The organism is Paenibacillus lentus (assembly GCF_042714055.1).
GTDB lineage: Bacteria > Bacillota > Bacilli > Paenibacillales > Paenibacillaceae > Fontibacillus > Fontibacillus lentus_A.
On the sequence record NZ_JBHGVC010000002.1, the window covers coordinates 618,622 to 642,001 of the forward strand.

A 23,380-nucleotide genomic window follows, 5' to 3' on the forward strand; every position below is an offset into this window, starting at 1 on the left:
GGCAATAATAGCCCTCCGTCCCGGATAAGGACGGAGGGCTATTGGTTTTAGCGAATCGGCACATCCCTTGACAAGGGGTTAAAGATTAGCCAAGAACAACTTCCACGCGATGCGTGCCGCCATCGCCGATCGGGGCAATTACATTTCCTGCGATCGTCTTGCCGTCGACCGTGATACTTTTCACGCCTTTGGACACGTGATTCGGATTCTTAATAGAGATTTCAAACGTATCTCCACGGAAAACGCGGGTCACTTGCAATCCATTCCAGGCGGAAGGGATGCACGGGTCGACCTTCAAGCCGTCAAAGTCAGGCTGGATTCCAAGAATGGCTTGCGTAATCGCGACATAGTTCCAGGCCGCGGTTCCCGTTAGCCAGGAGTTTTTCGCTTCCCCGTGGCGAACCGCATCTTTCCCCGCGATCATCTGCGAGTATACATAAGGCTCTGTACGGTGAATATCGCTGATCTCTTCCAAATAAGCCGGAGCGATCTTGGAATACACCTCGAAGGCGCGATCTCCATTGCCGAGTACGGTTTCCGCGATCATGATCCAAGGATTGTTATGGCAGAAGATGCCCGCGTTTTCTTTGTAGCCCGGCGGGTACGTAGAGATCTCCCCAAGGTTCAGGTAGTACTTGGAATACGCTGGCTGCTGGAGCACGATACCGTATTTTGTATCCAAGCGTTCCTGTACGGAGGTCATCGCTTTTTGGGCAAGACCCTCTTCTACGCCGATCCCGGCCATGACACAAATCCCTTGCGGCTCAATGAAAATTTGTCCTTCCTCGTTTTCCTTGCTGCCGATCTTCTCGCCGTAATGATCATAAGCGCGCAGGAACCAGTCGCCATCGAATCCGTGCTCTAGTGTTGTTTTGCGCATGGCTTCCATATGAGCTTCAGCCTCGGCGGCCTCATCCTCCAAACCGCGCTGACGGCACAGCTTCACGTAATCTGGAGCCACGAATACGAATAGTCCGGCGATAAAGACGGATTCCGCTACGCGTCCTTCAATGTTGGCTGTCGTCTGGAAGGATTCGCCCGGCTCCTTCGAGAAGCAGTTCAGATTGAGGCAATCGTTCCAGTCGGCGCGGCCGATTAGCGGTAGTCCGTGAGGGCCGAGATTGTTAATGACGTGGTAATAGGATCGCTTCAAATGCTCGAAAAGGGTTGCCGTATTGTCCGGGTTGCTGTCAAAAGGAACCTGCTCGTCGAGAATGCTCATGTCCCCGGTTTCTTTTATATAAGCAGACGTTCCGAGGATGAGCCAAAGCGGATCGTCGTTAAAGCCGCTGCCCACTTCGTTGTTTCCTTTCTTCGTGAGCGGTTGATACTGGTGATAGGCGCTGCCGTCCTCGAACTGGGTAGCTGCAATATCAAGAATTCGTTCCCGTGCTCTTTCCGGAATTTGATGAACGAAGCCAAGCAAATCCTGGTTCGAATCACGGAAGCCCATGCCGCGCCCGATACCTGATTCAAAGTACGATGCGGAGCGGGACATATTGAACGTGACCATGCACTGGTAGGGGTTCCAAATGTTGACCATCCGGTTCAGCTTGTCATCGTCGCTCTGGATTTGGTATTTCGACAGCAGGCCATCCCAATACGAAGCAAGCTCTTGCATCGCCCGATCGACGTCCTCATCGGCCGCAAACTGCTCGATCATCGCCAGTGCCCGTTTTTTATTGATGATTCCAGGGGCTTCCCATTTCTCGTCTTCTTCATTTTCTACATATCCCAAAATAAAGATCAGACTTTGCTCTTCTCCAGGAGCCAGCTCCAGCCTCACTTCATGCGAGCCGATCGGAGACCAGCCGCTGGCCACCGAATTCGTTGCTTTGCCGGAGGCGACGGCCTGCGGCTCATGAAGACCGTTATACAGGCCCACAAAAGCTTCGCGATCCGTATCGAATCCATCGATGCTGCGATTTACGGAGTAGAAGGCATAATGATTTCTGCGTTCACGATACTCGGTCTTATGATAAATGACGGAATCCTGCACTTCGACTTCACCGGTGCTCAGATTGCGCTGGAAGTTCGTCATATCATCCTGCGCATTCCATAGACAGAATTCTGCAAAAGAAAAGAGAGAGACGGTTTTTGCTTCGCTGCCGGTGTTTTTGACGGTTAAACGATGCACTTCGCCTTGATATCCGAGCGGAATGAACGCCAGCTGCGTAACGGAGATGCCGTTTCGCTCTCCGGTAATGGAGGTATAGCCCAGTCCATGGCGGCATTCATAGAAATCAAGCTCGCGTTTGACCGGCATCCAGCCTGGTGTCCAGAAGTCGCCGTTATCGTACAGATAATAATAGCGCCCGCCTGTGTCCATCGGGATGTTGTTGTAGCGGTAACGGGTCAGCCGGCGAAGCCTGGCATCGCGATAGAATGTGTATCCCCCGGCAGTATTGGAGATCAAGCCGAAAAATTCCTCGTTGCCGAGATAGTTGATCCAAGGATAAGGAGTCTTTGGCGTATTGATGACATATTCCTTGCGTTGATCGTCAAATGTTCCGAATTTCATGTGAAGATGGCTCCTTTCTTTTGTGAACGCGCGTTTATTTTAGTGTAAAGGCATCCTCTCGTATAGAGAGGAGCCTTGTGATGCCTAGATTTTGCTACTTTGACGAAATCGGACGGCAGGAGTCTCTGACCATCAGCCGAGTCGGAAAGCTGAGCGTGCTGAAGCCTGTCTGTTCGCCGCTGCAAAGGCGAATGATCGTATCCACCGCGGCTTTGGACATTTCTTCAATCGGCAGGCTGACCGAGGTCAGCTTGGGCTGAATGCGGGCAGCAAGCTGCACATCGTCGAAGCCGATGATGGACAGATCCTCCGGTATAGAGACGCCTCGCTCCGCAAAGGCTTCCATGGCCGAGATCGCCATGTCGTCATTGGAACAGAATAGGGCGGAGGGCAGCTCTTCACCGGAGTCAAGCAGGCCGAGCACCGCAGCATAGGCTTGATCCTTCAGGAAATCGCCTTGAAGGATACTGCTGTCTCTAATCGGCAAATTATGCTTCCGCAGCGTGTCCTCGTAAGCCATATAGCGTTCCCGGCCGGAAAATGTATTCATCCGTCCTTGAATGATGCCGATATGTCGGTGACCGAGCCCGATCAGATACTCCATTGCTTCAACCGTGCCCTCATAATCCATCGAGTTGACGATGGCCAAATGATTCTTGTCGAGGCGCTCTGCCGTAATTTCCGAGATGTCGTAATCGATCAGGACAAGCGGGGCGCCTTGCCCCAACATTTCGCGAACGAGCTCGATGTCCTTTTGGGTGCCGACTAGAATTCCGCCGTCAATCCGTTTCTGCTGAAAAGCCTGCTTGACCTTCTGAAAATCATTGGGCGAATAGACCGTATGAATCAGCACGTAAAATCCCCGGGCGTTGGCCGTATCGACCACGAGATCGACGATGGGGGCAAAGTAGCTGTTCTGGTAAATGCGGCGTGCATCTTCCTTCTCGTTCATGCTGATGGCAAACAGCCCGATCGTGTCCGTCCGTTTCCCGGCCAGTGCGCGGGCAAAGCTGTTCGGCTCGTAATGATGCTGCTCAATGACCGCAAGCACCTTAGCCCGGGTAGCCTCCGGGACGTTAGGATAGTTGTTGATGACGCGGGATACGGTACTTCGCGATACCCCGGCCAGCTTAGCGATATCTTCGCTCCGCATGATAATCACTCTTTCTGTAAACGCGCGTTTATGGAACTATCATAAATGAACCTTCGGGATAAATCAATCGTAAAAAGCATGCCAAAAAAGCACGAAGCGGTGAAATCGCTCCGTGCCCCTTGTATGATGCTATTTCATATGCTCCAAATAACGTTGGATGAACAGAATCGTATTGTCATGACGCTCTTCACCCCAGCCCGTTGCGGCGATCATTTCCTTTTTGGCGAGAGGAAGCTGTTCCGTAAGCTCGCTGGATGTCAAATCAATCGCGTACACCTGGGGCTCGGGGTCTTCCTCCGCTTGGGCGCGGAGTGCAGCTTCATCGGGAAGCACGGAGCTTAGCACGCCGTTGCTCTCTTCCTGCAGGCTTCGAAAGCCGCCGCCTCCGGATATCCACTCGAAGGTCGGCTTGTCGATGATATATAAATCAGGCTTCTCGGTAGCAATCACAGCCATCGCCTTTTGCCGATATACCATCTCGCCCTGCTCGGGAACGTATGTCATTTGCAAGTCGACCCGATTCCACTCGGGGAATTGCGCCAATATCGCTTGCTCCAGCGCTTCTTCTCCTTTGTTTGCCTCATCAACCGCAAAATTGCCGATAAATAGTATGGATAGATCAAGAGGGGGCAGCGCAGCGATACGCTTCTGCTCCGCACGGTAATCCACGAAGGCGTTGATTCCGAATATCAATACGATGACCGCAATGACACTGATGATGACCCTCGTTTTGTAAATGCGAAAGAAGTCGTCGATATTCTCCGCTGTACCGGCGAATTTACCCCATTTAGCGAACCTTTCCTGACTCATTTGTTCAATTTTGCGCTGATCCTCATACCCGGTGATTAACTTGTAGGCTCGAAGCGAGCGCTCATATTCGCTGTCCGTATCGTCGGCTCCCTTGCGGGAACGGGACTTGCGGAGCGCCAGATCAAAAGCTTGCTCCACCTCTTCTCTGGAAGCGTTCTCGGGAAGACCGAGCTGTTCGTAGGCCTTTTTCAAATCATCCATGCAAAATCTCCTCTGTTTCTCCTCATTATGTATACAAAGTGTATGGCAAGAAATCCATGTATTTATTATACTGTTAATTTGGAACGAATGGAAATTTTGCTGCTATCACGGGATAAAGGAGTGATCTGCCGAATAATTGGATTTGGCGAGAATTTCGGTCTGGACATGTAGGATATGAAAAGGTTCGCGATGTGTAGTAGGAATTAGAAGGAGTGTCATCATGAGGGACATCTTTAAACTGAAATTTTACACGCGACGCAAGACGTCTCTGCAGCGCAGAAACCTAGCTATTGCGACCTGGGAAGGTGTTCCTGCCGTCATTTTTCAAACCCTGCTGGGCGGACAATTTTTAACGGGGTATTTGCTGTATTTAGGAGCAACGTCCGGACAATTGGGTTTTGTGCTGGCGATTACGACCTTTGTGAATATTGCCCAAATCGCTGTGGCATTTCTGATTCAACGGCTAACGAGCCGGAAATGGGCGCTCGTATTATTTGTAGCATTGCACCGGATTCTATGGGCATCTACAGGACTTGTCCCGTTTTTATTTCCTCAGCCGTATTGGGTTAGCGCATTCATAGGATTCTATGTGGCTGCATTCCTGTTCAACACGATTGGAGCCATGCTGTGGAACTCGCTCATCAGCGATATTGTGCCCGCACGGGTACGGGGCAGATATTTCGGCATCAGAAATACCTTCCTGAATGCGCTTGGAACGCTGACGATGTTCATCGGCGGCATGATTCTGGATCGTTTTCCGGAAAGTCAGGGCTTCTTATATTTGTATATTATCGTTTGGGTTTGCGTGATAGCCAATATTATTATGTTCATGTTCTACCCGGACGTTACGTTCGAGCGTTCCGTGGAGAGCAAGTTCCTGCCGATGCTGCGCAAGCCGCTGCGGGACAGCTCTTTTATTAAAGCGACCTTGTTCCTAGCCAGTTTTTTGTTTTTGCAAAATCTGGTCGTGCCCTTATACTCCTACGTTATGCTGGAACTGCTGAAAATTAATTACCAGACGATTTCCTTGCTGAACGTCTCTCAAACGTTAACGATGATGGGGAGCTTCTACATTTGGGGAAATTTGAACGCGAGGTACAGTAACCGGCGCCTGTTGTTCTGGACGCTGCCGATCATTGCGGCCTCGATCTTGACCTGGGGCATGCTGTCCATATCGCGGGAGCTGCCAGTACTGTTTGCTGCCCATATGTTATTCGGTATCGGCGTCGGCGGCTTTAACCAGCTGGCATTCAATTTCATGATCGGGGATACGCCGAAGAGCGAACGCCCGATGTACATGGCCATGTACTCGGCGATTACAGGGGTTGCCGCTTTTTTTGGGCCTCTGCTCGGCGGCAAGGTCTACGAATGGATTGTCGATTGGCCGAAGTGGATTCAAGTCTTCGGAATGCAGCTTGCCGTGGGCACGGCGATGATCGTGCTGGCGCTCGTACTCGGCAGGCGGATATTGCGGGATGCTTGATGTAAGGCCTGGTTTGATAGATACTATATTTACTTGCTCATCATGAAGGGAGATAATCAAATGACACAATTGAAAGCTTATGAAGGCATGTACCAGGGTGAGAAGGCCATCTGGCTGCAGGCGGGAAAATACGAAGCCGCGCTTGTACCGAACGTTGGCGGCAATTTGATTGCTTTTCGGGACAACGAAAGCGGTTTCCGCTTTTTGCGGGAGCCGGGCGAGACAGAGATGGATGATTTCCGCAGCAATCCGGGCGTATATGGAATTCCTGTTCTGTTCCCACCTAATCGTTATGAAGATGGCAAGTTCCCTTGGAAAGGCACGACCTATCAATTTCCGGTCAATGAGGAAGCTACGGGAAACCACCTGCATGGATTTTTACATACGATTCCTTGGCAGGTAGAGGAATTCGGCCACACGGAGCAGGAAAGCTATGTCACCGTGAAGGTCAGCGTCGATGAAGCGCATGAAGTCTATCGTTACCTGCCTTTCAAATTTACCGTTAGGCTGAAATATGCGCTGGGTGAGCACGGATTGGCGCAGCATGTATTCGTACGAAACGACGGAGAAGGTGAAATGCCCTGCCTGTTAGCCTTCCATACTGCCGTTAACGCTCCGTTCGCAGCGGGAAGCCAAGCCAGCGATTACCGGATGAAGTTTACGATTGGCGAGCGCTGGGAGCTTAACGAGCGGATGCTGCCGACAGGCAAGCATTTGCCGTTGACCGCAGAGGAAGAAGCGATGAAGAATGAAGGGGTGTTCCCATTCTTCGCTTCGCTGGATAACCATTATACGGCCGTGCCGCAAAATGGCAGAAACCGCATGGAGCTGACCGATTCCAAGCTGGGCCTGACGCTTGTTTATGATGTAGGAACCTCCTATAAGCAGTGGATGATCTGGAATAATGGCGGGACGGAAGGATTCTTCTGCCCGGAGCCGCAAATCAATTTGGTGAATGCGCCTCACGTTCATCTGCCTGCAGATGAAATCGGATTATTCAGCCTGGCACCGGGTGAAATCTGGGAGGAATCTGCGAGATTCTACCTGAAATCCTCGAAGTAAGGCGATATCATAGCAGCAAGCGTTAGCGAAATATACAAAAAAGCAGCCCTGATCTCACCCTTCGGTGAGCAGCAGGCTGCTTTTTGCTTGGCATCTTTAATGCATCGTTAGATTAACCGACTTCAGCTACACTTTGGTTCTGCTCAGGAAGGAGGCGTTTGATCTGCTCCAAGTTTCTTCTCGGCACATTGATCGTCTTAATGCCGTGAATTTGATCCCTGAACAGTAATACGTTGTCCCGGATTTCCGTAACCTTGTGCAAGTTGACGTAACAGTTGGTGCTTACGCGGTAAAATGAGGAGTCTGAGGTTAGTTTTGACGTTTGATCAGCAGATAATCTCTTTTTTATACTGTAGTTTCTGCCGTGAAAACAAACTAAGCCGTGACCTCCTACCTTGAAGAAATAAGCGTCATGTGGATCGAGGGCCTCGTAGACGTCCTTCTCCTCTAGTCCGACATTCATCATTCCAAAATCCCCCTTTAGATGATGTTGTGGAAGCGCTTGCAGTATAACATATTTTTTGAGGTTTGAATAGTGTTTAGACTATATTTAAAATATTTTCATCCTCTGCCGGGCTGGACAATTGCCCGAAAGTACGGAAGAATAAGAAGACAAGATACGATAGAGAAGGAGTGACCATAGTGTCAGAACAACAACGACTACTATTATACATAGGCTCTTATGCCGAGGCTGCGGATTCGGGAGTTTATGTCGTGGAGATGAATCCTGCCTCGGGTGAACTTAAGCGCTTGGGCCAAGCAGCCGGACTAAAAAATCCGACCTTTCTCAAAGTCGATGCGCATCAAAGGAAGCTGTATGCTATCTCGGAAACGACGACGGCAAACGGAGAACGGATTGGGGAAGCCGTCAGCTTTGCCATTGATCCGTCCGCAGGAAGCCTGTCGGAATTGAACCGGGCATTCACGCTGCAGCCGTCGACGTCCCATATTGAGCTTGAACCCAAGAGCCGTTACGTCGTGGTCTCCGGTTATCATGGCGGCAACGTCGGCTTGGTTCGTCTGCTTGACGACGGGCTTGTTGGCGAGAAAGCAGATGAGCGGCAGCACGAAGGCCAAGGTGCAGACCCGGTTCGTCAAGACCGGCCGCACCCGCATTCTGCATTGTTTACCGCGGATAGCCGCTATGTGCTTGTCGCTGATTTAGGGCTGGACAGAATCTTCGTTTATCGCCTGGATGAAGAAGGCGACAAGCTGGTATATCACAGTGACGTGAAGACGGAGCCGTCAGCGGGGCCTCGCCATCTGGCGTTCCATCCGAACGGCAAATGGCTGTATTCCATTAACGAAGTCAATTCGTCGCTAACGTTGTATACGTTTGATGCGGAAGCCGGAACGCTCTCCGTTATTGATTCGGTGCCGACCTTGCCCGAAGGCTTTACAGGAGAGAATACTACGGCGGAGGTGGCGATCTCCCGCGACGGCAAATACTTGTACGGATCTAATCGGGGCCATGACAGCATCGTCGTTTTTGCCATCGATCCGACTAGCGGCAAGCTGATCCTGGTTCAGCACATATCCAGTGAAGGCGGGCATCCGCGTCACTTCGCATTAACGCCTACAGGGGATTATCTCGTTGCGGCAAACCGGGATGCGAATAATTTAGCCGTGTTCCGGATAGATCAAGCTACAGGGAAGTTGGAGTTTACGGGGCAAACTGCGCAAATATCGAAGCCGGTATGCGTCCAGCCCGTTCTGTTCCAGCTATAGATAATAATGATCAACAGTCCTGCCCAAATGATTTTGGACAGGACTGTTTGACGTTTAACAGTAATTTTACGAAAAAAGAATTCTCACTTACTTGCTTTTCACTTGTATACTGACTTAAGATTGATTCAAGGGATCGAATTATAGCCGTAAGTCCCATACATCATTAGATAGATTAATCAAAGGAGCAGGTTGCTTATAATGACTTTTTTTAAAGAGCTGTTTCAAATCGCGGGCTTCCGCAGGTTTCTTGCTTTACTATTCGTCATACTCATCCTCTATTTTTCCCGAAGCATGCTGAACATGCTGCTGATCACATTTATTTTGACCTATTTAATCAACCGTCTCCATAATTTCATTACGCGCAATGTAGATAAAGTCGTAAAAATTAACAGGAGTATTACGATTCTGTTCATATATGCCTTGATTTTAACATTGCTTATAACTACCGTGTATTATTATCTTCCCGTATTTTTAGAGGAATTCAACGACCTCGTCAATCAGGTTATCTCGTTTTATGATAATCCCCCGACAAATTTGCCGGACAATGTCCTGCTGAATTTTTTAGTGGATTCCTTAAAGGAAATCGATTTATCCAAATATGTTGGCGACAGCTTTAATTTCCTGCTTAAAACCGTATCGGATATTGGAAAGTGGAGTCTGAATTTATTTATTGCGATCATTTTAAGCTTGTTCTTTCTGCTGGAGAAGGACAAGGTAGCGAAATTTACTTCGAAATTCAAAGAGAGCCGGGCAGCATTTCTTTTTACGGAGCTTGAGTATTTCGGCAGAAAATTCGTGACTTCCTTCGGAAAAGTGATCGAGGTTCAATTTTTGATCGCTACCGTAAACGCCATCTTGTCCACGATCTTTCTTTGGATCTTTGGCTTTCCGAACTTGGTTGCCATCGGAATTATGATCTTCCTGCTCGGATTGATTCCGGTGATGGGGGTCATCATCTCCTTGATACCGCTTTGTGCCATTGCGTTCAAAATAGGCGGATTGGTCAAAATTGTCTATGTTCTGGTCATGATTGCGGTTGTTCATGCCTTTGAAGCCTACTTCCTCAACCCGAAATTCATGTCCAATAAGACGCATTTGCCTATCTTCTACACGTTTATGATTTTATTGGTATCAGAGCATTTCTTCGGTGTATGGGGATTGATCGTCGGCGTGCCGGTTTTCATATTCCTGCTTGATATTTTAGAAGTTCCCGTAGGGAATTTATCCGTCAGACCTAAGAGCAAGAAGAAGATAGCATTGAAGGGATCGGATCGTTGATTGAGCTCTCGAGCGTATGGCTTGCGGCCTTCCGATTTCTTAGAGCAAAGGCTGAATCCTGAATAACCTCGCCGGAAGGCGAGGTTATTTTTTTATTTCGGATGCGTTCTATTCAGTTGTATGCCATAGAATCGTATTGTTGCGATACTCGGTAACAGGATGTCCTTTGGTCGGGCTGTTCCAAGTGCGGTTAACGATTTTTTTGAGCTTCACAGGAAGCTCCGTTTTCATGATTTCGGCTTTTTCCTTACTTAGTCTGCCTTCAGCAGCAGCCTCATCGATATTTTTTGTGACGATTACGGTCAATTTCTGCACATATTCCGCTTCGCTCCAGCCTTTACGTGCCTGGACGACCTGGAGCAGTGATTTGCCTTGCTTTAATTCCTCTACAAGCACCTTCGGCTCTGTTCCCAGCAATTCAGCTGTATCCTTGACAATATGTCCTCCGCGAACATGGCCCTTGTGATGATGCGGCGGTTTGTGCTGTTCCTTTGAATTATGGGGCAAAACCTCCAGGGTTGCTTTTGGCTCATTATAGGCAAGTACCGCCTCAGCGGCTGCGGCATACCCGCCAACCGCTATTACGGAGGCCATACATCCTTTAAGCAGCAGTTTGCATATTTGTCTCATAGACATTTTTCACCTCATCGTTTAGAATGATTGGGTCTTTCTCTCATATAGTTTTGACCAAAAAGTCAAAGGTTATCTTAAAATGAGCTAAAAATTGAATTACTCGATGAATTGGGTAAAAATGAATTAAGGAAAGCCTAAGGGAACAGGAGGAATCTTTGTGACGTTCGGGGCCAGAATGCTTAAGACTGGACTTGCAGTAACATTAGCTCTTTATGTAGTCTTCTGGTTCAACTTATCATCGCCCGTCATCGCTGCGGTTGCTGCCATCTTTGCGATGCAGCCGTCGATCTACCGCTCATGGCGATATTTGCGGGATCAATTGCAGACGAATACGCTTGGTGCCGTACTCGCCATGGCAGGAGGCGCAATTTTTTCCAACGAACCGATTGCGGTCGGCCTGGTATGTATCCTCGTGATCATGATCTGCATCCGGCTAAAGATGGGCGAGACGATCGGCGTTACGCTTGTAACGGTTGTTGCGGTTATGGAGGCATCGGGACAATGGGAATTTGCCCTTACCCGGTTTACGCTTATTCTGGTTGGAATTGTTTCCGCGTTTGTCATTAATATTCTGGTATCTCCACCCAAGCCAAGGGTGCAATACGAGAACCAGGCCAAGAAGACATTTGAGCAGCTATCCCTTCTGCTCCGCATGGCGATCTCCAGCGAAATGAAGGAGAACGTATTCCGCAATCAGAAGCGGGAGCTTGAAGACACGATTAGTTCCATTAGCGACACTTATAAAATGATGGAAGAAGACCAGAAAAAATTAAAAACGCCTAAATTCAGCAATAGCCGCCAGTTGGTCGTATATAAGCAAATATTGCGAACGCTTCGCAAAGGCTATGGAGTATTGGATGCGATCGAACAGCATTATTTCCAGGCGCCTCGTCCACCGGAGGTCAATGAGGAGTTCGATGCGCATTTAGAGAAGCTCATAAAATTTCATGAGCATATTATGCTAAAGTTTGAGGGGAAGCTGAAGCCAAATGCTCGGGAGGCGGAATGGTTCGAGCAGGAGAATGACAGATTTCAGCGAAGCATGCTGGATCGTTACGCTGAGCAGCGAGAGGGCATACTCCGATTGTCTATCGTTTCTGCGGAAATTTATGAATACGGTCATCAGTTGCAGCGCTTAAACCGGCTTGCCGATCATTCCGACATGCCGGCATCTTCTTCGTCATAGGCATGAACTAATGTACTAATAAAAAAACAGTCCCTCTATCCTTTCGGACAGGGGGACTGTTGAAATTCTTTCGAGAAATGGTTAAAATGAAAAATGGACTGAAAAATAAAATGTTAAAGGCATGGTAATTCTATATCAATCTTATCACAAATTGATTTGTTTGTCAATACCGCTGAGGCAAGGGATTAACGATGGAACTATCGTTGAGTAAATGTAGAGGGGCGATCATGATTGAATAGTACGGATAAGGCTTGGCAGGAGGAACAGCGGCGCGTCGAATATGTAGCTGATCAAATCGAGAAGCGGATTCGTGGACTTGAACAGGAAGTGATGGTAGTTCGGGAAGACGTCGTTGGTATGCGCAGAGACTTCTGGGATGAAGTAACGGTCAACTTCAGTGAAGCGGACGATGTTGGCGAGACCTCGACGAGCTTGCGGCAGCAGTCACAGGTTCTATCTGACCGGGAAAGAAGCCATCTTCATGCATCGGCGGCTCTGGGGAAAATGAAACGGCTCCAGCAATCTCCGTATTTCGGGCGCATCGATTTTGCCGAGGACGGTGGGGAAGAGGAAGCGATTTATTTGGGAATCGCCTCTCTGCTGGAAGAGGGAGATGAAGAGTTCCTAGTCTATGATTGGCGTGCGCCGATTTCCAATTTATATTATGACGGAGTGCCGGGTTCAGCCTCTTATATGACGCCATCCGGGATGATCGAGGGAACGATGTCGCTTAAGCGTCAGTTCGTCATTCATGGACGCGTCATTAAGCTAATGTTCGATACGGGCGTCACCATTGGCGACGAAATGCTTCAGCAGGTGCTGAGCCGCAGCTCGGACGCGCAAATGAAAAGCATCGTTGCCACGATCCAGAAGGAGCAAAACCGGATTATTCGCAATGACCGCAGCCGGATGCTCATTGTTCAAGGCGCGGCCGGCAGCGGGAAAACGTCGGCAGCTCTGCAGCGAGTCGCTTATTTGCTGTATAAGCACCGGGAGCATTTGAACGCCGATCAAATGATTCTGTTCTCCCCTAATCCCATGTTTAACAGCTATGTCTCCACCGTGCTTCCGGAGCTTGGCGAGGAGAATATGCAGCAGACGACGTTTCAAGAATACCTGGAGCATCGTCTGGGCAGGGAGTTCCAGCTTGAGGATCCGTTCGTGCAAATCGAATATGTCTTAACTGGGACGGAGGATGAGGATTACGCCCATCGGATCAGCGGGATCCGTTATAAATCCTCCTCATTGTATCTCGATGCGGTAAATCGCTATAAGCACTGGCTGGAAAAGAAGGGGATGAAGTTTCGGCCGATCCGTTTTCAAGGCAGGGTCGTCGTGGACGCTGAGGAAATATCCCGCCAATTTTATGGATACGATTCCGCCATTACCTTGGCGAACCGCTGCGAGTTGTTGAAGGAGTGGCTGCTGAAAGAGATCGCCGCTTTCGGGAAAAACGAGTTGGAAGCTCCGTGGGTCGAGGAGCAGATTCAGCTTCTTGATGCGGAGGATTATCAGCGGGCGTATCAGCGCATGCGCCATAAACAGCGGGGTGCAGGCGCCTCATTTAGCGATTATGAGAACGAGAAGGAAATTCTCGCCCGCATGGTCGTCAGCGAGCGTTTGAAGCCGCTGCGCCGATGGGTAAAAGCTTTGCGCTTCGTCGATATAACGAAGCTGTATACACAGCTTTTTGAAGACCCGAATATTGCGGCTGAAGTCGGGCTTGAAGCGCTGCCCGAAGACTGGAACGAAATCAGTCTGCAGACCGTGGGCAAAATTCGTTCGGGCGAAATGTTTTATGAAGACGCTACTCCGTTCCTATATTTAAAGGAGCTGGTTTTAGGTTTTCATTCGAATACGGATATTCGCCATGTGATCATCGATGAGGCTCAGGATTATTCGCCGTTTCAATTGTTCTTCCTCAAGCGGCTGTTTCCTCGGGCGCGAATGACGGCGCTTGGCGATCTTAATCAGGCCATTTATGCCCATGCTTCAGTGCTTCAGCAGTCCGCTACGCTGACCGATTTATATGGGACAGAGGAGAGCGAGCTGATTGTGCTGAAGCAGAGCTACCGTTCTACTCGCGAAATTGTCGAATTTACGAAACGGATGATTGCTGGAGGCGAGGAGATCGTTCCCTTTAATCGCCAAGGAGAAAAGCCGCTCGTTAGAGTGCTGCCGGGCCGGGACGCATTGCATAATGAAATTAGAAAGGATCTATCCGCCTTGCGGACGGACGGATATGAGACGATCGCGGTCATCTGCAAGACGGCCGAGCAGAGCGAGCAGGCGCACGAGATATTGTCGGCTGATTTGCCTGTCAAGCTAATCAAGAAAACCACGCTGTCGTTTGAGAAGGGCATTCATATTATTCCGGCTTACCTCGCGAAGGGCGTGGAATTTGATGCCGTCCTCATTTATGATGGCTCCAATGAAAACTACACCAAAGAGGCAGAACGCAAATTATTCTATACGGCATGCACGAGAGCGATGCATCTGCTGCACATCTATTCGGACGGAGAACCAAGCCGGTTTATTACGGAGAGCGACCCATCGACATATATCCAAGCTTAGACGGGAGAACCAGAATATATTTTCGCTTTTCAACCACACTAACGTTGTACATATCGTGTGTTTGAAAGGTGGCAAAAATAGAATGGATAACAAAAAAAACGATTTGTTTGCCCTTGCCTCCATTCCATTAATTATGACATTAGGAAATTCGATGCTGATCCCGATTTTGCCCCAAATATCACGCGAGCTGCATGTTTCTTCTTTCGAGGTCAGCATGCTTATTACAGTGTACGCGGTGGTCGCCATCTTGCTCATACCGATCGCGGGCTATCTATCCGATAAATTCGGCAGAAAAATGATTATTATTCCGAGCTTGATCATAGCCGGCGCGGGAGGCGCGGTATCGGGTGTCGCCAGTTGGTTCGCCGATGGAGCGACGGTATACTGGATTATTCTGGCCGGCCGTTTACTGCAGGGAATCGGTGCGGCCGGGGCATTCCCGATCGTTCTTCCCTTTGTTGGCGATCTGTTCGATGCTGATGAGGAAGTCAGCCATAGCCTTGGGATCATTGAAACGTCCAACACGTTCGGTAAAGTGCTCAGCCCGATTTTGGGAGCTCTGCTTGGCGCCTGGATTTGGTATGTGCCGTTCCTGGCAATCCCCGTTCTATGTTTCGTCTCCCTGCTGCTCGTCATCTTCCTAGTGAAGGAGCCAAAGCGGAGGGAAGAGGCGAAGCCGTTAAAGGAATTTTTGAGTACGGTGAAGGAATTGTTTCAAAAAAAAGGACGCTGGCTCTACGCGATTTTTGCCATCGGTTGTATCTGCATGTTTTTGTTGTTTGGCGTGCTCTTCTACTTGTCTGAGCAGCTTGAGAGCAAGCATGGCCTGGACGGTGTATTGAAGGGGCTAGTGCTGGCCATTCCGCTGGCAGCGCTATGCCTTGCCGCTTATTTTACAGGGAAGAAGATCGGCAATAACAAAAAGCTGATGAAGTGGTGCGGGGTATTCGGCTTAGTTATGTCTACAGGAGCCCTTTTTGGCATTGGCTTTTTTAACAATATATACTTCGTTATCGCCTGCCTCATCGTATGCGGCGCGGGCATCGGCATAGTTCTGCCGAGCTCTGATGCTTTGATTACCGAGGGCATTGACAAATCTTTGCGTGGAACGATCACTTCCATCTATGGAAGTATGCGGTTTATCGGTGTGTCCTTAGGGCCTCCCGCAGTATCGCTGTTAATGAAGGCGGGACATATGACGATGTTCTTTGCAATCGCCGGTGTGTCGCTCATTGCAGTTATTCTACTGCTGACGTTGGTTCAGCCGGGGTCGGGTAAGGATAAAGGCAAGGGCGGTATAAAAAAAGCAGCACGTCCAGCCCCTCAGTCCTGATTTGTATTCATTTCACAATTTATACATAAACATATACTTTGAATGTTATATCTGTCCTATGATTCCCAGGTTCCCCCCTTATACAATCGAACAATCAATGATTATATCGATGTTAATGGGGGGAACAATGGTGAAGCAGCACAAACAAAAGCTGGGCCTTGTGATACTGGCAGCTGTAGCCTTACTTGCCATAACAGTCATAATTTTTAGCAGTCTGAAGGGTACCAAGGAAGTAAAAGCGGAATTTCCCAATTTTGATCAAATTACGGTTCAATTCAGTCCTGAAGGATTTAACGAGGCGGAGCAGCCCTATATCGGCAATAAGGAAGCTCCGATCACGATCGTCGAATTTTCCGAATACAAATGTCCAGCTTGCAAAATATGGAATGAAGAGGTGCTACCAGAGCTGAAACGGGAATATCTGGACACGGGCAAAGCCGTATTGTATTACGTCGATTACCCATTTCTCGCACCGGATTCCAACTTGGCAGCATTGGCCGGGGAGACGCTGTATCAGCAAAATCAGGAGTATTTCTGGATTTATCATCATAAAATGAGCGAGCTGCAAGGGAAAAAGGATGACATCTGGGCAACGAAATCATTTATTCTCGATTTAGTACGCACCCACATTCCGGAAGCGGACATCAAGAAATTCGAGAAGGATTTGGACAACCGAACCTACAGCGCTAATATAAAAAAAGACCTCATGCTCGTAGATCATTATCAGGTTAGAGGAACGCCAACCGTATTCGTGAATGGTAAAGAGGTCGAAGACGTTTCGTTTGCCGGCATTCAAGCCGCGATTGAGAATTTATAATATAGATCAGCAAGTCCCCAAGCGGACTTGCTGTTCTTTTTTTGCTTATATTTTGGTATGATGAAGGCGTGATTATTTTGTGAAATGAGTTTTACATAATAGACAGCAACAAGACCAGGAGGGGTAACCATGAATGCAAAACAAGCGGCGGGCTACCGTGCAGCAGAATTGGTAAGGGAAGGAATGACGGTCGGACTCGGGACGGGGTCTACGGCCTATTATGCCATTGAGAAAATCGGTGAAATGGTTGCAGCCGGGCTTGGCATTCGAGCGATTGCTACGTCGAAGGCTTCGGAAGAGCTTGCTGCTAAATATAATATTCCGCTTGTCCCTGCGGCTGATGTAGATCGGCTTGATATTGCGATTGACGGTGCGGACGAGGTAGATCCGGATATGGCTCTCATTAAGGGGGGCGGGGGCGCCTTGCTTCGGGAGAAGCTGGTAGCGGTTCAAAGCGACCGTTTCGTCGTTATTGCCGACAGCCTTAAGAGAGTAGCTCATTTAGGGCAATTCAAGCTGCCGATCGAAATCGTGCCTTTTTGCTATGAATGGACGCTTCGGCTGCTGCGGAGCCGATATCATGTAACGATCGAGATGCGAATGGACGGCGATGAGCTCTACGTAACAGATAACGGCAATTATATCGCTGATGCGGCCTTCGGCAAGATCGAGTCGCCAGGCAAGCTTAGTGATGAACTGAAGGCTACGACCGGGGTGGTCGAGCATGGTCTGTTCGTAGACATTGCCCACACGGTTATCATCGGTTATGACGATGGACGTACCGAGGTTATCGAGAAGTAGGAAGGAAGTTTTAAGTATGCTTATAGATGTTAAATCGCAATTGGCCGACGAAGAAATTCGGGAGCTGCTCGAATATGCGTCGCAAGACGATGAAGAGGAGCTTAATCGGACGCTGAGGCAGTATATGTCGGACGCCGACTGCAAGCTATATGCCTTTCAGGAGGAAGGCCAGTATGTTGGAATTATCGGTTATCGTTGCGGTGACGGAAATTCGATGGAGCTGCTGCACCTTGCTGTTCATCCGGAGGATCGCGGCATGGGCTATGGCCGAGGAATCATTCTGGACGCCTTAGTGATGGAGCGGCCGGCCGTGATTCGGGCGGAAACGGACGAGGAGAGCGCCGACTTTTTCCGCAGCATCGGCTTCCAGGTGACCGGGTTTACGAAGTACCCCGGCGGGCCAGAGTATTTTCGCTGTATATACGTAACCGAAGAGAACGAAGAATATTAAAATCAGTAAAAAGATAGACTGAAGTGCACCCCACTCAAGCAGACGTGGAATAAAATAAAATGATTAGGCAGTCTTAGCTCGTGCTTCCATCGGGCTAAGGCTGTTTCATTTTTTTCTGCAACTATTAAAAATTATAAAAATGAATATAGTTATCAATATCCTTCTTCAAAGCAAAACTCCCCTTAGTAAACAGATTTTATACTTCACCTGTCTACCTAAAGGGGAGCATATCATGATGGCTGGCGGCTTACTTGACTATTGGGCAAGCTTTTTGAAGTAGCTCTTCCATGCCCATTTCCGTTCGTCCCGCTTCTTATACCTGGGCAACGTCCGATAAATCGCAATCGATTCTTCCCAAGCCTGCTTGGCCTCATCCTTCCGGTTCAATGATTGGTACAAGCTGCCGAGCAGATAGTACGCTTCGCTGGAGGAGGAGTAGTGCTCACCGAATTGTTCGGTATAATGCAATGCTTTTTCAGGATTCGTCTCCCGGAACGCAAAAGCAAGGATTAAGTAGGGCTGTCCGTATTTGACGCGTTCGTTAATTTTTAGTGCTTGGAGAGTATGCTGCTCGCCCTCTTCCAATTGTCCCATTCCTAGAAGGGCTTCTCCCAGATCGCTCCAGTATTCTGCCGAAGTATCAGAGGAGGATTTGACTTCTTGAAGCAGGTCGTGAGCTTCTTGAAATTTTTTGCGATCCAGCAGAAGTCTGGCGAGCTCTCGTTTTGAAGAGACGTCAAAGGAATTGACGGCTAGCTGCTGCCGTAAGCGGGAGATGTGTCGTGATCTGCGAAAGGGCTTGGTCACACTGGGGAAGATGCCGATGAAGCGTCTGTCCAAAAAGTATAGGATAGCCAAAAAAATAAGTAAAGAAAGGAATACATTTCCTGTGAGCCAGGAAAGTATTACGAGAATTAAAAATTTCATGTTCTCCTCCGTCGGTAATATTATTTTCCAATTATACCACGCAGAAGTGCAATTGTGCTCGTGTTATGTAACGAATGCTCGTTAATGCAAAAAGGCAGATCAAGAATTTCTTGGTCTGCCTTTTCGTCTCTTTTATTGGTAGCCGCGTACTTGCGACCCTTGTCCCATTTGGCCCATAGAAGAGCCGGATTGGGATGGATTGAAGCTGCCTTGACCGAAATTGCTTTGTTGTCCGAAGCTTTGTTGACCGAGGCCTTGTTGCCCATAGCTAGGCTGACCATAGCTTTGACCGCCCCCCATAGAGCGCTGCCCGATTCCGGATTGGCCAAAGCTGGAAGGGCTGCTGAAATGGGATACATTCGAGCTGACCATATTCTCGATTTGGTTGGCGAGTTGCGAAATCTGTTGATATTGGTTCATGGCTGTTTGATGCCCTTGAAGCGCTGATTGGATTTGTTGGGCAGCTCTGCGTTCGCGTTGGGCGATTTCTTCCAGCTGTATCGCGTTTTGCTGCTCCTGCTCCATCAATTGCTGATACATCGTAGTAGCTTGACGAGTTTGCTGTTCCAACTGCTGAATCGTTTGCTCGATTTGACGGATTTGCTGGTTTACGTTTTGATGCATGTTCGTAAATCCTCCTCGGGTGGTAAGTTGTTGTAATTAGAAACCAGGGTTAGGTTTCCCAGGTGGGGTAAAGATATTCATAGAAGCTCAATTTCCGGCCATTGGACGGAATAGAGACGAACACGGGAAACATATACTCGGTTCAGTCTTTGGGATAAGGGAATAGGGAAGGAGAGGATAAAGCATGCATAAGCTTGTACTTGTCCGGCATGGCGAGAGTGAGTGGAATAAATCCAATTTATTTACCGGCTGGACGGACGTAGACTTATCCAGTAAAGGAGTCGATGAGGCCAAGGAGGCTGGAAATATGCTGAAGGAGCATAAATTCGAATTTGATATCGCTTATACCTCTTATTTGAGAAGGGCGATCAAGACCTTATATTTTATTCAGGATACGATGAATTTATTGTGGATTCCTACTTACAAGAGCTGGCAATTGAACGAGCGGCATTACGGGGCGCTCCAAGGACTTAGTAAACTGACGACGGCTCAAAAATATGGCGAAGAACAGGTGATGCTATGGCGGAGGAGCTATGACGTTCTGCCCCCTGCCTTGACCAAGGAGGATGAGAGATATCCGCGGAATGATCCGAAGTATCGGGATGTCCCCGATCAATTCATTCCGTTAACCGAGAGCCTGAAGGAGACGATTATTCGTGTAGAAGATTATTGGCTGCGCGAGATCAAGCCGCAAATTCTGACAGGCAAAAAAATCATTATCGTTGCACATGGAAACAGCCTGCGGGCGCTGATTAAGTATTTGGACAACCTGAGTGCGGCGGAAATCATGCAGGTCAACATTCCGACAGGGACTCCGCTCGTTTATACGCTCGATGAGCAGTTGTTGCCTATAGAGAAATACTATCTCGGCAGCGATAGGAGAATTGAACGGAAGATGGAGAAAGCGGCCGATCCTGATCGGGTTATGGAGTAAAAAAAGGCCAGGATGTCCAAGCGGTCCCCCTCCCGGCATCATTTAATGTAGAAAGCGACATACGACTCCAAGCCGCAGCAAGGGGGGGACAGGATGAATTCAAACGATTTTATCGCTAAAATTGCGCCTGCTGCTATAAGGGATTGGCAGTCCAGCGGAGTATCTGCGGCACTAACCATCGCTCAGGCGATTCTCGAATCGAATTGGGGGACGAGCGCCTTGGCGAAACGGGCCAACAATTTATTCGGAATCAAGGGGACGGGTTCTGCCGGGAGCATTAGCATGCCTACAAAGGAATATCGAGGCAGGGTATCATTTACCGTTAACGCAGCCTTCCGTAAATATAAATCGTGGGATGAGTCTGTCACCGATCATACCCGACTGCTGCTGAACAAGCGCTATGAGCAGGCTCTCCGCCGACCAGGCAGGGAAGCCGCCCGCCGGGTCGCGGCAGCCGGCTATGCGACGGATCCGAATTATGCCAATAAGCTGATTGCCCTGATGGATAAATATGATTTATATCAATATGACGCAGAAATGGGGGAGGAGCCGATGACGGCGGAGGAGAAGAAGCAGTTTGAAGCTCTTAAAGAGACGGTGAAGAAGCAGGCGGAGCGCATTGCAGAGCTGGAGAAGCGAGCCGAATTCAAGATGCCGGATTGGGCTAAGGAAGCGGTGAAGGCTGCCGTAAACTACGATAAGAAGCATCCTCTGATTCAGTCTCCCGTACAAGGAAGCTACGACTTTTATCGATTAATCACGATTATGTACCGCAGAGGATTGTTCAATAAATCCGATGCGGGATAAGCATACAGTTTTAACATTTGTCCAATCCACTGCTAATGAATTGAATATGCTGACTATGTACTCAAGAGTAAAGGAGGAATCTCGATGGGCGAAATTGGAGGCGGAGGACTCTGGACTTCTACTGGGGTAATTCTTGTGCTGTTCATCCTGTTAGTAATCGTCTCTCGTGCTTGGACTTAACCAAACTTTAAATGAAGCAGCAAAGCAAACATCCGCCAGGCTCTGCCTGGCGGATTATTCATTGAGGGGAAGGCGCCATCACAACAGAATTGAGGTATAATACTCCATAACCATGCGAGAAGGAGTGAAAGGTATGAGTGAGAATCATCATAACCAACCTTTTACACATATGACAGATGGGTATGCTGCTAAATCCAACTTTGACGCCAATCAGCAGTTGCTGCATAGAAGCGGCCTTCCTGGCCTGTGGCGGCAAGTCAGTAATCTGCTCATTTTGGTGACCATCATTGCTGTCGTCACTATTGTGGTGAGGGTGTTTTTATAAGGATTAGGAGAGGTTGTTTATAGGTGATTTATAGTAGTATCAAGCTATTCGCCGTATTTTGGGCCGCTCTTTTGAGCGGTTTTTTCATACGCTAGGGGAAACAAAACATAAAAAAAGGACAAAAGCCCTCGTAGAATTCTACGCTACAAAGGCTTTTGTCCGGGCGCCCCTTGCGGGACGCCCATCATGGGAGAGGAGAAACCGGACGAAGAGCTTATGGGGAAACGTAAGTCTTCTCCGCGGTTGTCTACGACATTTGTGATGTCGATATTTCAAGTGTGTCCCGGTTCGCAGGTTTTATACCTGAAGGATGCAAAAATGTAAAAAAATACTGCAAATTTCAATCTGCCCATGATTGTGGTACGATATCGACATACCATGTTAAATCATGGACAAACAGGTGACTGAAATAAGGTGAATAACAATGAGGGTAATATCGGGAAGCGCGAGGGGCAGACCTTTGAAAGCCGTTCCCGGCATGGGCACAAGGCCAACCACCGACAAGGTGAAGGAGGCATTGTTCAGCATGATCGGCCCCTATTTTGAAGGCGGGACTGTGCTTGATTTATTCGCGGGTACGGGAGGCTTGGGTATTGAGGCGTTAAGCCGAGGTATGGATAAAGCGATATTCGTGGATTTGGATTACAAAAGCGTAGAGACGGTGAAAGCAAACTTAAAGGCTGCAGGGTTAACCGGGCAGGCAGAAGTGTATAAGAACGACGCGGAAAGGGCGCTTAAGACGCTGGCCAAACGGGGGGCGTCTTTTGATCTTGTTTTTTTAGACCCGCCTTATCGTTTAAAGCACGGGGACAAGCTGATGGAACGAATGGACGAGCTGAATTTGCTGCAGGATCAGGCTATTCTCGTATTGGAATACGAATCTTCCTTCGACTATCGGGAAAAATTCGGAAATTTCAAAATGATTCGCAAAACAGATTACGGAGAGACAGGAATTACGATTTATGTCTACGACCGAGATCACGGGACAGAATCGAATTCGATGGAGAAGGAGGAGCAGCATTCCCATGGAGCAACAACATGAGCTTCGGATCGCGGTTTATCCCGGCAGCTTTGATCCGGTAACAAAGGGGCATATGGATATTATTCAGCGTGCCTCCCGTCAATTTGACCGGCTGATCGTAGCCGTATTGAACAATACAAGCAAGAACCCTCTGTTTACGGTGGAGGAGAGAAAGGAGCTTCTTCGGGAAGCGACGCAGCATGTGCCTAATATCGAGATCGACAGCTTCCGGGACTTGCTCGTAAATTATATGGACTATAAGCAAGCCCATGTGATCGTACGCGGCATTAGATCCGTGACGGATTTCGAATACGAGCTGCAGCTGGCATCCACCAACCATAAACTAAACAGTGAGGTTGAGACAATTTTTATGATGACGAACCCCAAATATTCTTATTTGAGTTCGAGTGTTGTCAAAGAGATTGCCAGCTTCCAGGGTGATGTGTCGGATCTCGTCCCATCCGTAGTGGAGGAGGCTTTAAAAAGCAAATATAGATCGAGGCCTGCGAAAGCTTAATCGCATTTTAGTCG

At 48.7% G+C, this 23,380-nt stretch carries 23 protein-coding genes; 16 read left to right on the forward strand and 7 right to left on the reverse strand.

The features are described from left to right. Window positions 1–85: 85 nt before the first annotated feature. The 3 genes from ACE3MQ_RS06585 to ACE3MQ_RS06595 all read right to left on the reverse strand — a co-directional run bounded on the left by ACE3MQ_RS06585 (window position 86) and on the right by ACE3MQ_RS06595 (window position 4,685). Window positions 86–2,521, reverse strand: a complete 2,436-nt coding sequence (locus ACE3MQ_RS06585) for a glycoside hydrolase family 94 protein (protein WP_379391801.1) — start codon at window positions 2,519–2,521, stop codon at window positions 86–88. Between the two features lie 94 nt (window positions 2,522–2,615). Beyond that, window positions 2,616–3,674: a LacI family DNA-binding transcriptional regulator gene (locus ACE3MQ_RS06590; protein WP_379391802.1), complete on the reverse strand. Its 1,059-nt coding sequence runs from the start codon at window positions 3,672–3,674 to the stop codon at window positions 2,616–2,618. A 129-nt stretch (window positions 3,675–3,803) separates the two neighbouring features. Next, window positions 3,804–4,685 (reverse strand): molecular chaperone DnaJ, encoded by an 882-nt coding sequence (locus tag ACE3MQ_RS06595; RefSeq protein ID WP_379391803.1) that lies wholly within the window; start codon window positions 4,683–4,685, stop codon window positions 3,804–3,806. Between the two features lie 220 nt (window positions 4,686–4,905). On the opposite strand from ACE3MQ_RS06595, the gene ACE3MQ_RS06600 reads away from it, so the two are divergent. Beyond that, the gene (locus ACE3MQ_RS06600; protein ID WP_379391804.1) at window positions 4,906–6,168 is read left to right on the forward strand and encodes an MFS transporter; all 1,263 of its coding nucleotides are present in this window, start codon (window positions 4,906–4,908) and stop codon (window positions 6,166–6,168) included. 60 nt (window positions 6,169–6,228) lie between these two features. Next, window positions 6,229–7,230: an aldose 1-epimerase gene (locus ACE3MQ_RS06605; RefSeq protein ID WP_379391805.1), complete on the forward strand. Its 1,002-nt coding sequence runs from the start codon at window positions 6,229–6,231 to the stop codon at window positions 7,228–7,230. A gap of 112 nt (window positions 7,231–7,342) precedes the next feature. Here ACE3MQ_RS06605 and ACE3MQ_RS06610 read toward each other — a convergent pair whose 3' ends face one another. Continuing rightward, window positions 7,343–7,696 (reverse strand): LytTR family transcriptional regulator DNA-binding domain-containing protein, encoded by a 354-nt coding sequence (locus tag ACE3MQ_RS06610; RefSeq protein WP_379391806.1) that lies wholly within the window; start codon window positions 7,694–7,696, stop codon window positions 7,343–7,345. Between the two features lie 176 nt (window positions 7,697–7,872). On the opposite strand from ACE3MQ_RS06610, the gene ACE3MQ_RS06615 reads away from it, so the two are divergent. Next, window positions 7,873–8,958 carry a lactonase family protein gene (locus tag ACE3MQ_RS06615; protein ID WP_379391807.1) on the forward strand — a complete coding sequence of 362 codons (1,086 nt, stop codon included), beginning with the start codon at window positions 7,873–7,875 and terminating at the stop codon, window positions 8,956–8,958. A 198-nt stretch (window positions 8,959–9,156) separates the two neighbouring features. Beyond that, window positions 9,157–10,236 carry an AI-2E family transporter gene (locus tag ACE3MQ_RS06620; protein ID WP_379391808.1) on the forward strand — a complete coding sequence of 360 codons (1,080 nt, stop codon included), beginning with the start codon at window positions 9,157–9,159 and terminating at the stop codon, window positions 10,234–10,236. A gap of 108 nt (window positions 10,237–10,344) precedes the next feature. On the opposite strand, the gene ACE3MQ_RS06625 is transcribed toward ACE3MQ_RS06620, so the two are convergent. Further along, window positions 10,345–10,866 carry a hypothetical protein gene (locus tag ACE3MQ_RS06625; protein WP_379391809.1) on the reverse strand — a complete coding sequence of 174 codons (522 nt, stop codon included), beginning with the start codon at window positions 10,864–10,866 and terminating at the stop codon, window positions 10,345–10,347. Between the two features lie 160 nt (window positions 10,867–11,026). Here ACE3MQ_RS06625 and ACE3MQ_RS06630 point away from each other — a divergent pair, with 160 nt between their 5' ends. The 6 genes from ACE3MQ_RS06630 (at window position 11,027) to ACE3MQ_RS06655 (ending at window position 18,031) form a co-directional block, all read left to right on the forward strand. Continuing rightward, complete coding sequence (locus ACE3MQ_RS06630; RefSeq protein ID WP_379391810.1) at window positions 11,027–12,055, forward strand: FUSC family protein; 1,029 nt, start codon at window positions 11,027–11,029, stop codon at window positions 12,053–12,055. Window positions 12,056–12,286: 231 nt separating this feature from the next. Continuing rightward, window positions 12,287–14,629, forward strand: a complete 2,343-nt coding sequence (gene helD, locus ACE3MQ_RS06635; protein WP_379391811.1) for an RNA polymerase recycling motor HelD — start codon at window positions 12,287–12,289, stop codon at window positions 14,627–14,629. Between the two features lie 82 nt (window positions 14,630–14,711). After that, a complete protein-coding gene (locus tag ACE3MQ_RS06640) occupies window positions 14,712–15,962 on the forward strand; it encodes an MFS transporter (RefSeq protein WP_379391812.1) in 1,251 nt (416 codons plus the stop codon). Window positions 15,963–16,092: 130 nt separating this feature from the next. Then, window positions 16,093–16,779, forward strand: coding sequence for a thioredoxin domain-containing protein (locus ACE3MQ_RS06645; protein ID WP_379391813.1), 687 nt, complete (start codon window positions 16,093–16,095; stop codon window positions 16,777–16,779). A gap of 129 nt (window positions 16,780–16,908) precedes the next feature. Beyond that, window positions 16,909–17,580: a ribose-5-phosphate isomerase RpiA gene (rpiA, locus tag ACE3MQ_RS06650; protein ID WP_379391814.1), complete on the forward strand. Its 672-nt coding sequence runs from the start codon at window positions 16,909–16,911 to the stop codon at window positions 17,578–17,580. A 16-nt stretch (window positions 17,581–17,596) separates the two neighbouring features. After that, window positions 17,597–18,031 (forward strand): GNAT family N-acetyltransferase, encoded by a 435-nt coding sequence (locus tag ACE3MQ_RS06655; RefSeq protein WP_379391815.1) that lies wholly within the window; start codon window positions 17,597–17,599, stop codon window positions 18,029–18,031. 255 nt (window positions 18,032–18,286) lie between these two features. On the opposite strand, the gene ACE3MQ_RS06660 is transcribed toward ACE3MQ_RS06655, so the two are convergent. Together ACE3MQ_RS06660 and ACE3MQ_RS06665 are read right to left on the reverse strand one after the other, a co-directional pair. Further along, window positions 18,287–18,958 (reverse strand): tetratricopeptide repeat protein, encoded by a 672-nt coding sequence (locus ACE3MQ_RS06660; protein ID WP_379391816.1) that lies wholly within the window; start codon window positions 18,956–18,958, stop codon window positions 18,287–18,289. Between the two features lie 132 nt (window positions 18,959–19,090). Further along, window positions 19,091–19,582, reverse strand: coding sequence for a hypothetical protein (locus ACE3MQ_RS06665; protein ID WP_379391817.1), 492 nt, complete (start codon window positions 19,580–19,582; stop codon window positions 19,091–19,093). Window positions 19,583–19,766: 184 nt separating this feature from the next. Here ACE3MQ_RS06665 and gpmA point away from each other — a divergent pair, with 184 nt between their 5' ends. From gpmA to coaD, 6 genes are all read left to right on the forward strand, one after another. After that, window positions 19,767–20,516 (forward strand): 2,3-diphosphoglycerate-dependent phosphoglycerate mutase, encoded by a 750-nt coding sequence (gene gpmA / locus ACE3MQ_RS06670; protein WP_379391818.1) that lies wholly within the window; start codon window positions 19,767–19,769, stop codon window positions 20,514–20,516. 93 nt (window positions 20,517–20,609) lie between these two features. Next, window positions 20,610–21,323 carry a glycoside hydrolase family 73 protein gene (locus ACE3MQ_RS06675; protein WP_379391819.1) on the forward strand — a complete coding sequence of 238 codons (714 nt, stop codon included), beginning with the start codon at window positions 20,610–20,612 and terminating at the stop codon, window positions 21,321–21,323. An 84-nt stretch (window positions 21,324–21,407) separates the two neighbouring features. Next, window positions 21,408–21,503 (forward strand): YjcZ family sporulation protein, encoded by a 96-nt coding sequence (locus ACE3MQ_RS06680; RefSeq protein ID WP_379391820.1) that lies wholly within the window; start codon window positions 21,408–21,410, stop codon window positions 21,501–21,503. Between the two features lie 133 nt (window positions 21,504–21,636). Continuing rightward, window positions 21,637–21,828 carry a hypothetical protein gene (locus ACE3MQ_RS06685; protein ID WP_379391821.1) on the forward strand — a complete coding sequence of 64 codons (192 nt, stop codon included), beginning with the start codon at window positions 21,637–21,639 and terminating at the stop codon, window positions 21,826–21,828. Window positions 21,829–22,252: 424 nt separating this feature from the next. Further along, complete coding sequence (gene rsmD, locus ACE3MQ_RS06690; RefSeq protein WP_379391822.1) at window positions 22,253–22,870, forward strand: 16S rRNA (guanine(966)-N(2))-methyltransferase RsmD; 618 nt, start codon at window positions 22,253–22,255, stop codon at window positions 22,868–22,870. Beyond that, the gene (coaD, locus tag ACE3MQ_RS06695) at window positions 22,854–23,366 is read left to right on the forward strand and encodes a pantetheine-phosphate adenylyltransferase (protein ID WP_379391823.1); all 513 of its coding nucleotides are present in this window, start codon (window positions 22,854–22,856) and stop codon (window positions 23,364–23,366) included. Before rsmD ends, coaD begins: the two co-directional genes overlap by 17 nt. Window positions 23,367–23,380: the final 14 nt, after the last annotated feature.

What these genes read in the sequence shown, in the direction of transcription:
- ACE3MQ_RS06660 (WP_379391816.1), bottom strand. Translation starts at nt 18,958, where the DNA reads ATGAAATTTTTAATTCTCGTAATACTTTCCTGGCTCACAGGAAATGTA.
- ACE3MQ_RS06595 (WP_379391803.1), bottom strand. Translation starts at nt 4,685, where the DNA reads ATGGATGATTTGAAAAAGGCCTACGAACAGCTCGGTCTTCCCGAGAAC.
- ACE3MQ_RS06590 (WP_379391802.1), bottom strand. Translation starts at nt 3,674, where the DNA reads ATGCGGAGCGAAGATATCGCTAAGCTGGCCGGGGTATCGCGAAGTACC.
- ACE3MQ_RS06605 (WP_379391805.1), top strand. Translation starts at nt 6,229, where the DNA reads ATGACACAATTGAAAGCTTATGAAGGCATGTACCAGGGTGAGAAGGCC.
- ACE3MQ_RS06600 (WP_379391804.1), top strand. Translation starts at nt 4,906, where the DNA reads ATGAGGGACATCTTTAAACTGAAATTTTACACGCGACGCAAGACGTCT.
- ACE3MQ_RS06680 (WP_379391820.1), top strand. Translation starts at nt 21,408, where the DNA reads ATGGGCGAAATTGGAGGCGGAGGACTCTGGACTTCTACTGGGGTAATT.
- ACE3MQ_RS06585 (WP_379391801.1), bottom strand. Translation starts at nt 2,521, where the DNA reads ATGAAATTCGGAACATTTGACGATCAACGCAAGGAATATGTCATCAAT.
- ACE3MQ_RS06675 (WP_379391819.1), top strand. Translation starts at nt 20,610, where the DNA reads ATGAATTCAAACGATTTTATCGCTAAAATTGCGCCTGCTGCTATAAGG.
- ACE3MQ_RS06620 (WP_379391808.1), top strand. Translation starts at nt 9,157, where the DNA reads ATGACTTTTTTTAAAGAGCTGTTTCAAATCGCGGGCTTCCGCAGGTTT.
- coaD (WP_379391823.1), top strand. Translation starts at nt 22,854, where the DNA reads ATGGAGCAACAACATGAGCTTCGGATCGCGGTTTATCCCGGCAGCTTT.
- gpmA (WP_379391818.1), top strand. Translation starts at nt 19,767, where the DNA reads ATGCATAAGCTTGTACTTGTCCGGCATGGCGAGAGTGAGTGGAATAAA.
- ACE3MQ_RS06610 (WP_379391806.1), bottom strand. Translation starts at nt 7,696, where the DNA reads ATGATGAATGTCGGACTAGAGGAGAAGGACGTCTACGAGGCCCTCGAT.
- ACE3MQ_RS06665 (WP_379391817.1), bottom strand. Translation starts at nt 19,582, where the DNA reads ATGCATCAAAACGTAAACCAGCAAATCCGTCAAATCGAGCAAACGATT.
- ACE3MQ_RS06685 (WP_379391821.1), top strand. Translation starts at nt 21,637, where the DNA reads ATGAGTGAGAATCATCATAACCAACCTTTTACACATATGACAGATGGG.
- ACE3MQ_RS06625 (WP_379391809.1), bottom strand. Translation starts at nt 10,866, where the DNA reads ATGAGACAAATATGCAAACTGCTGCTTAAAGGATGTATGGCCTCCGTA.
- rsmD (WP_379391822.1), top strand. Translation starts at nt 22,253, where the DNA reads ATGAGGGTAATATCGGGAAGCGCGAGGGGCAGACCTTTGAAAGCCGTT.
- ACE3MQ_RS06655 (WP_379391815.1), top strand. Translation starts at nt 17,597, where the DNA reads ATGCTTATAGATGTTAAATCGCAATTGGCCGACGAAGAAATTCGGGAG.
- rpiA (WP_379391814.1), top strand. Translation starts at nt 16,909, where the DNA reads ATGAATGCAAAACAAGCGGCGGGCTACCGTGCAGCAGAATTGGTAAGG.
- ACE3MQ_RS06640 (WP_379391812.1), top strand. Translation starts at nt 14,712, where the DNA reads ATGGATAACAAAAAAAACGATTTGTTTGCCCTTGCCTCCATTCCATTA.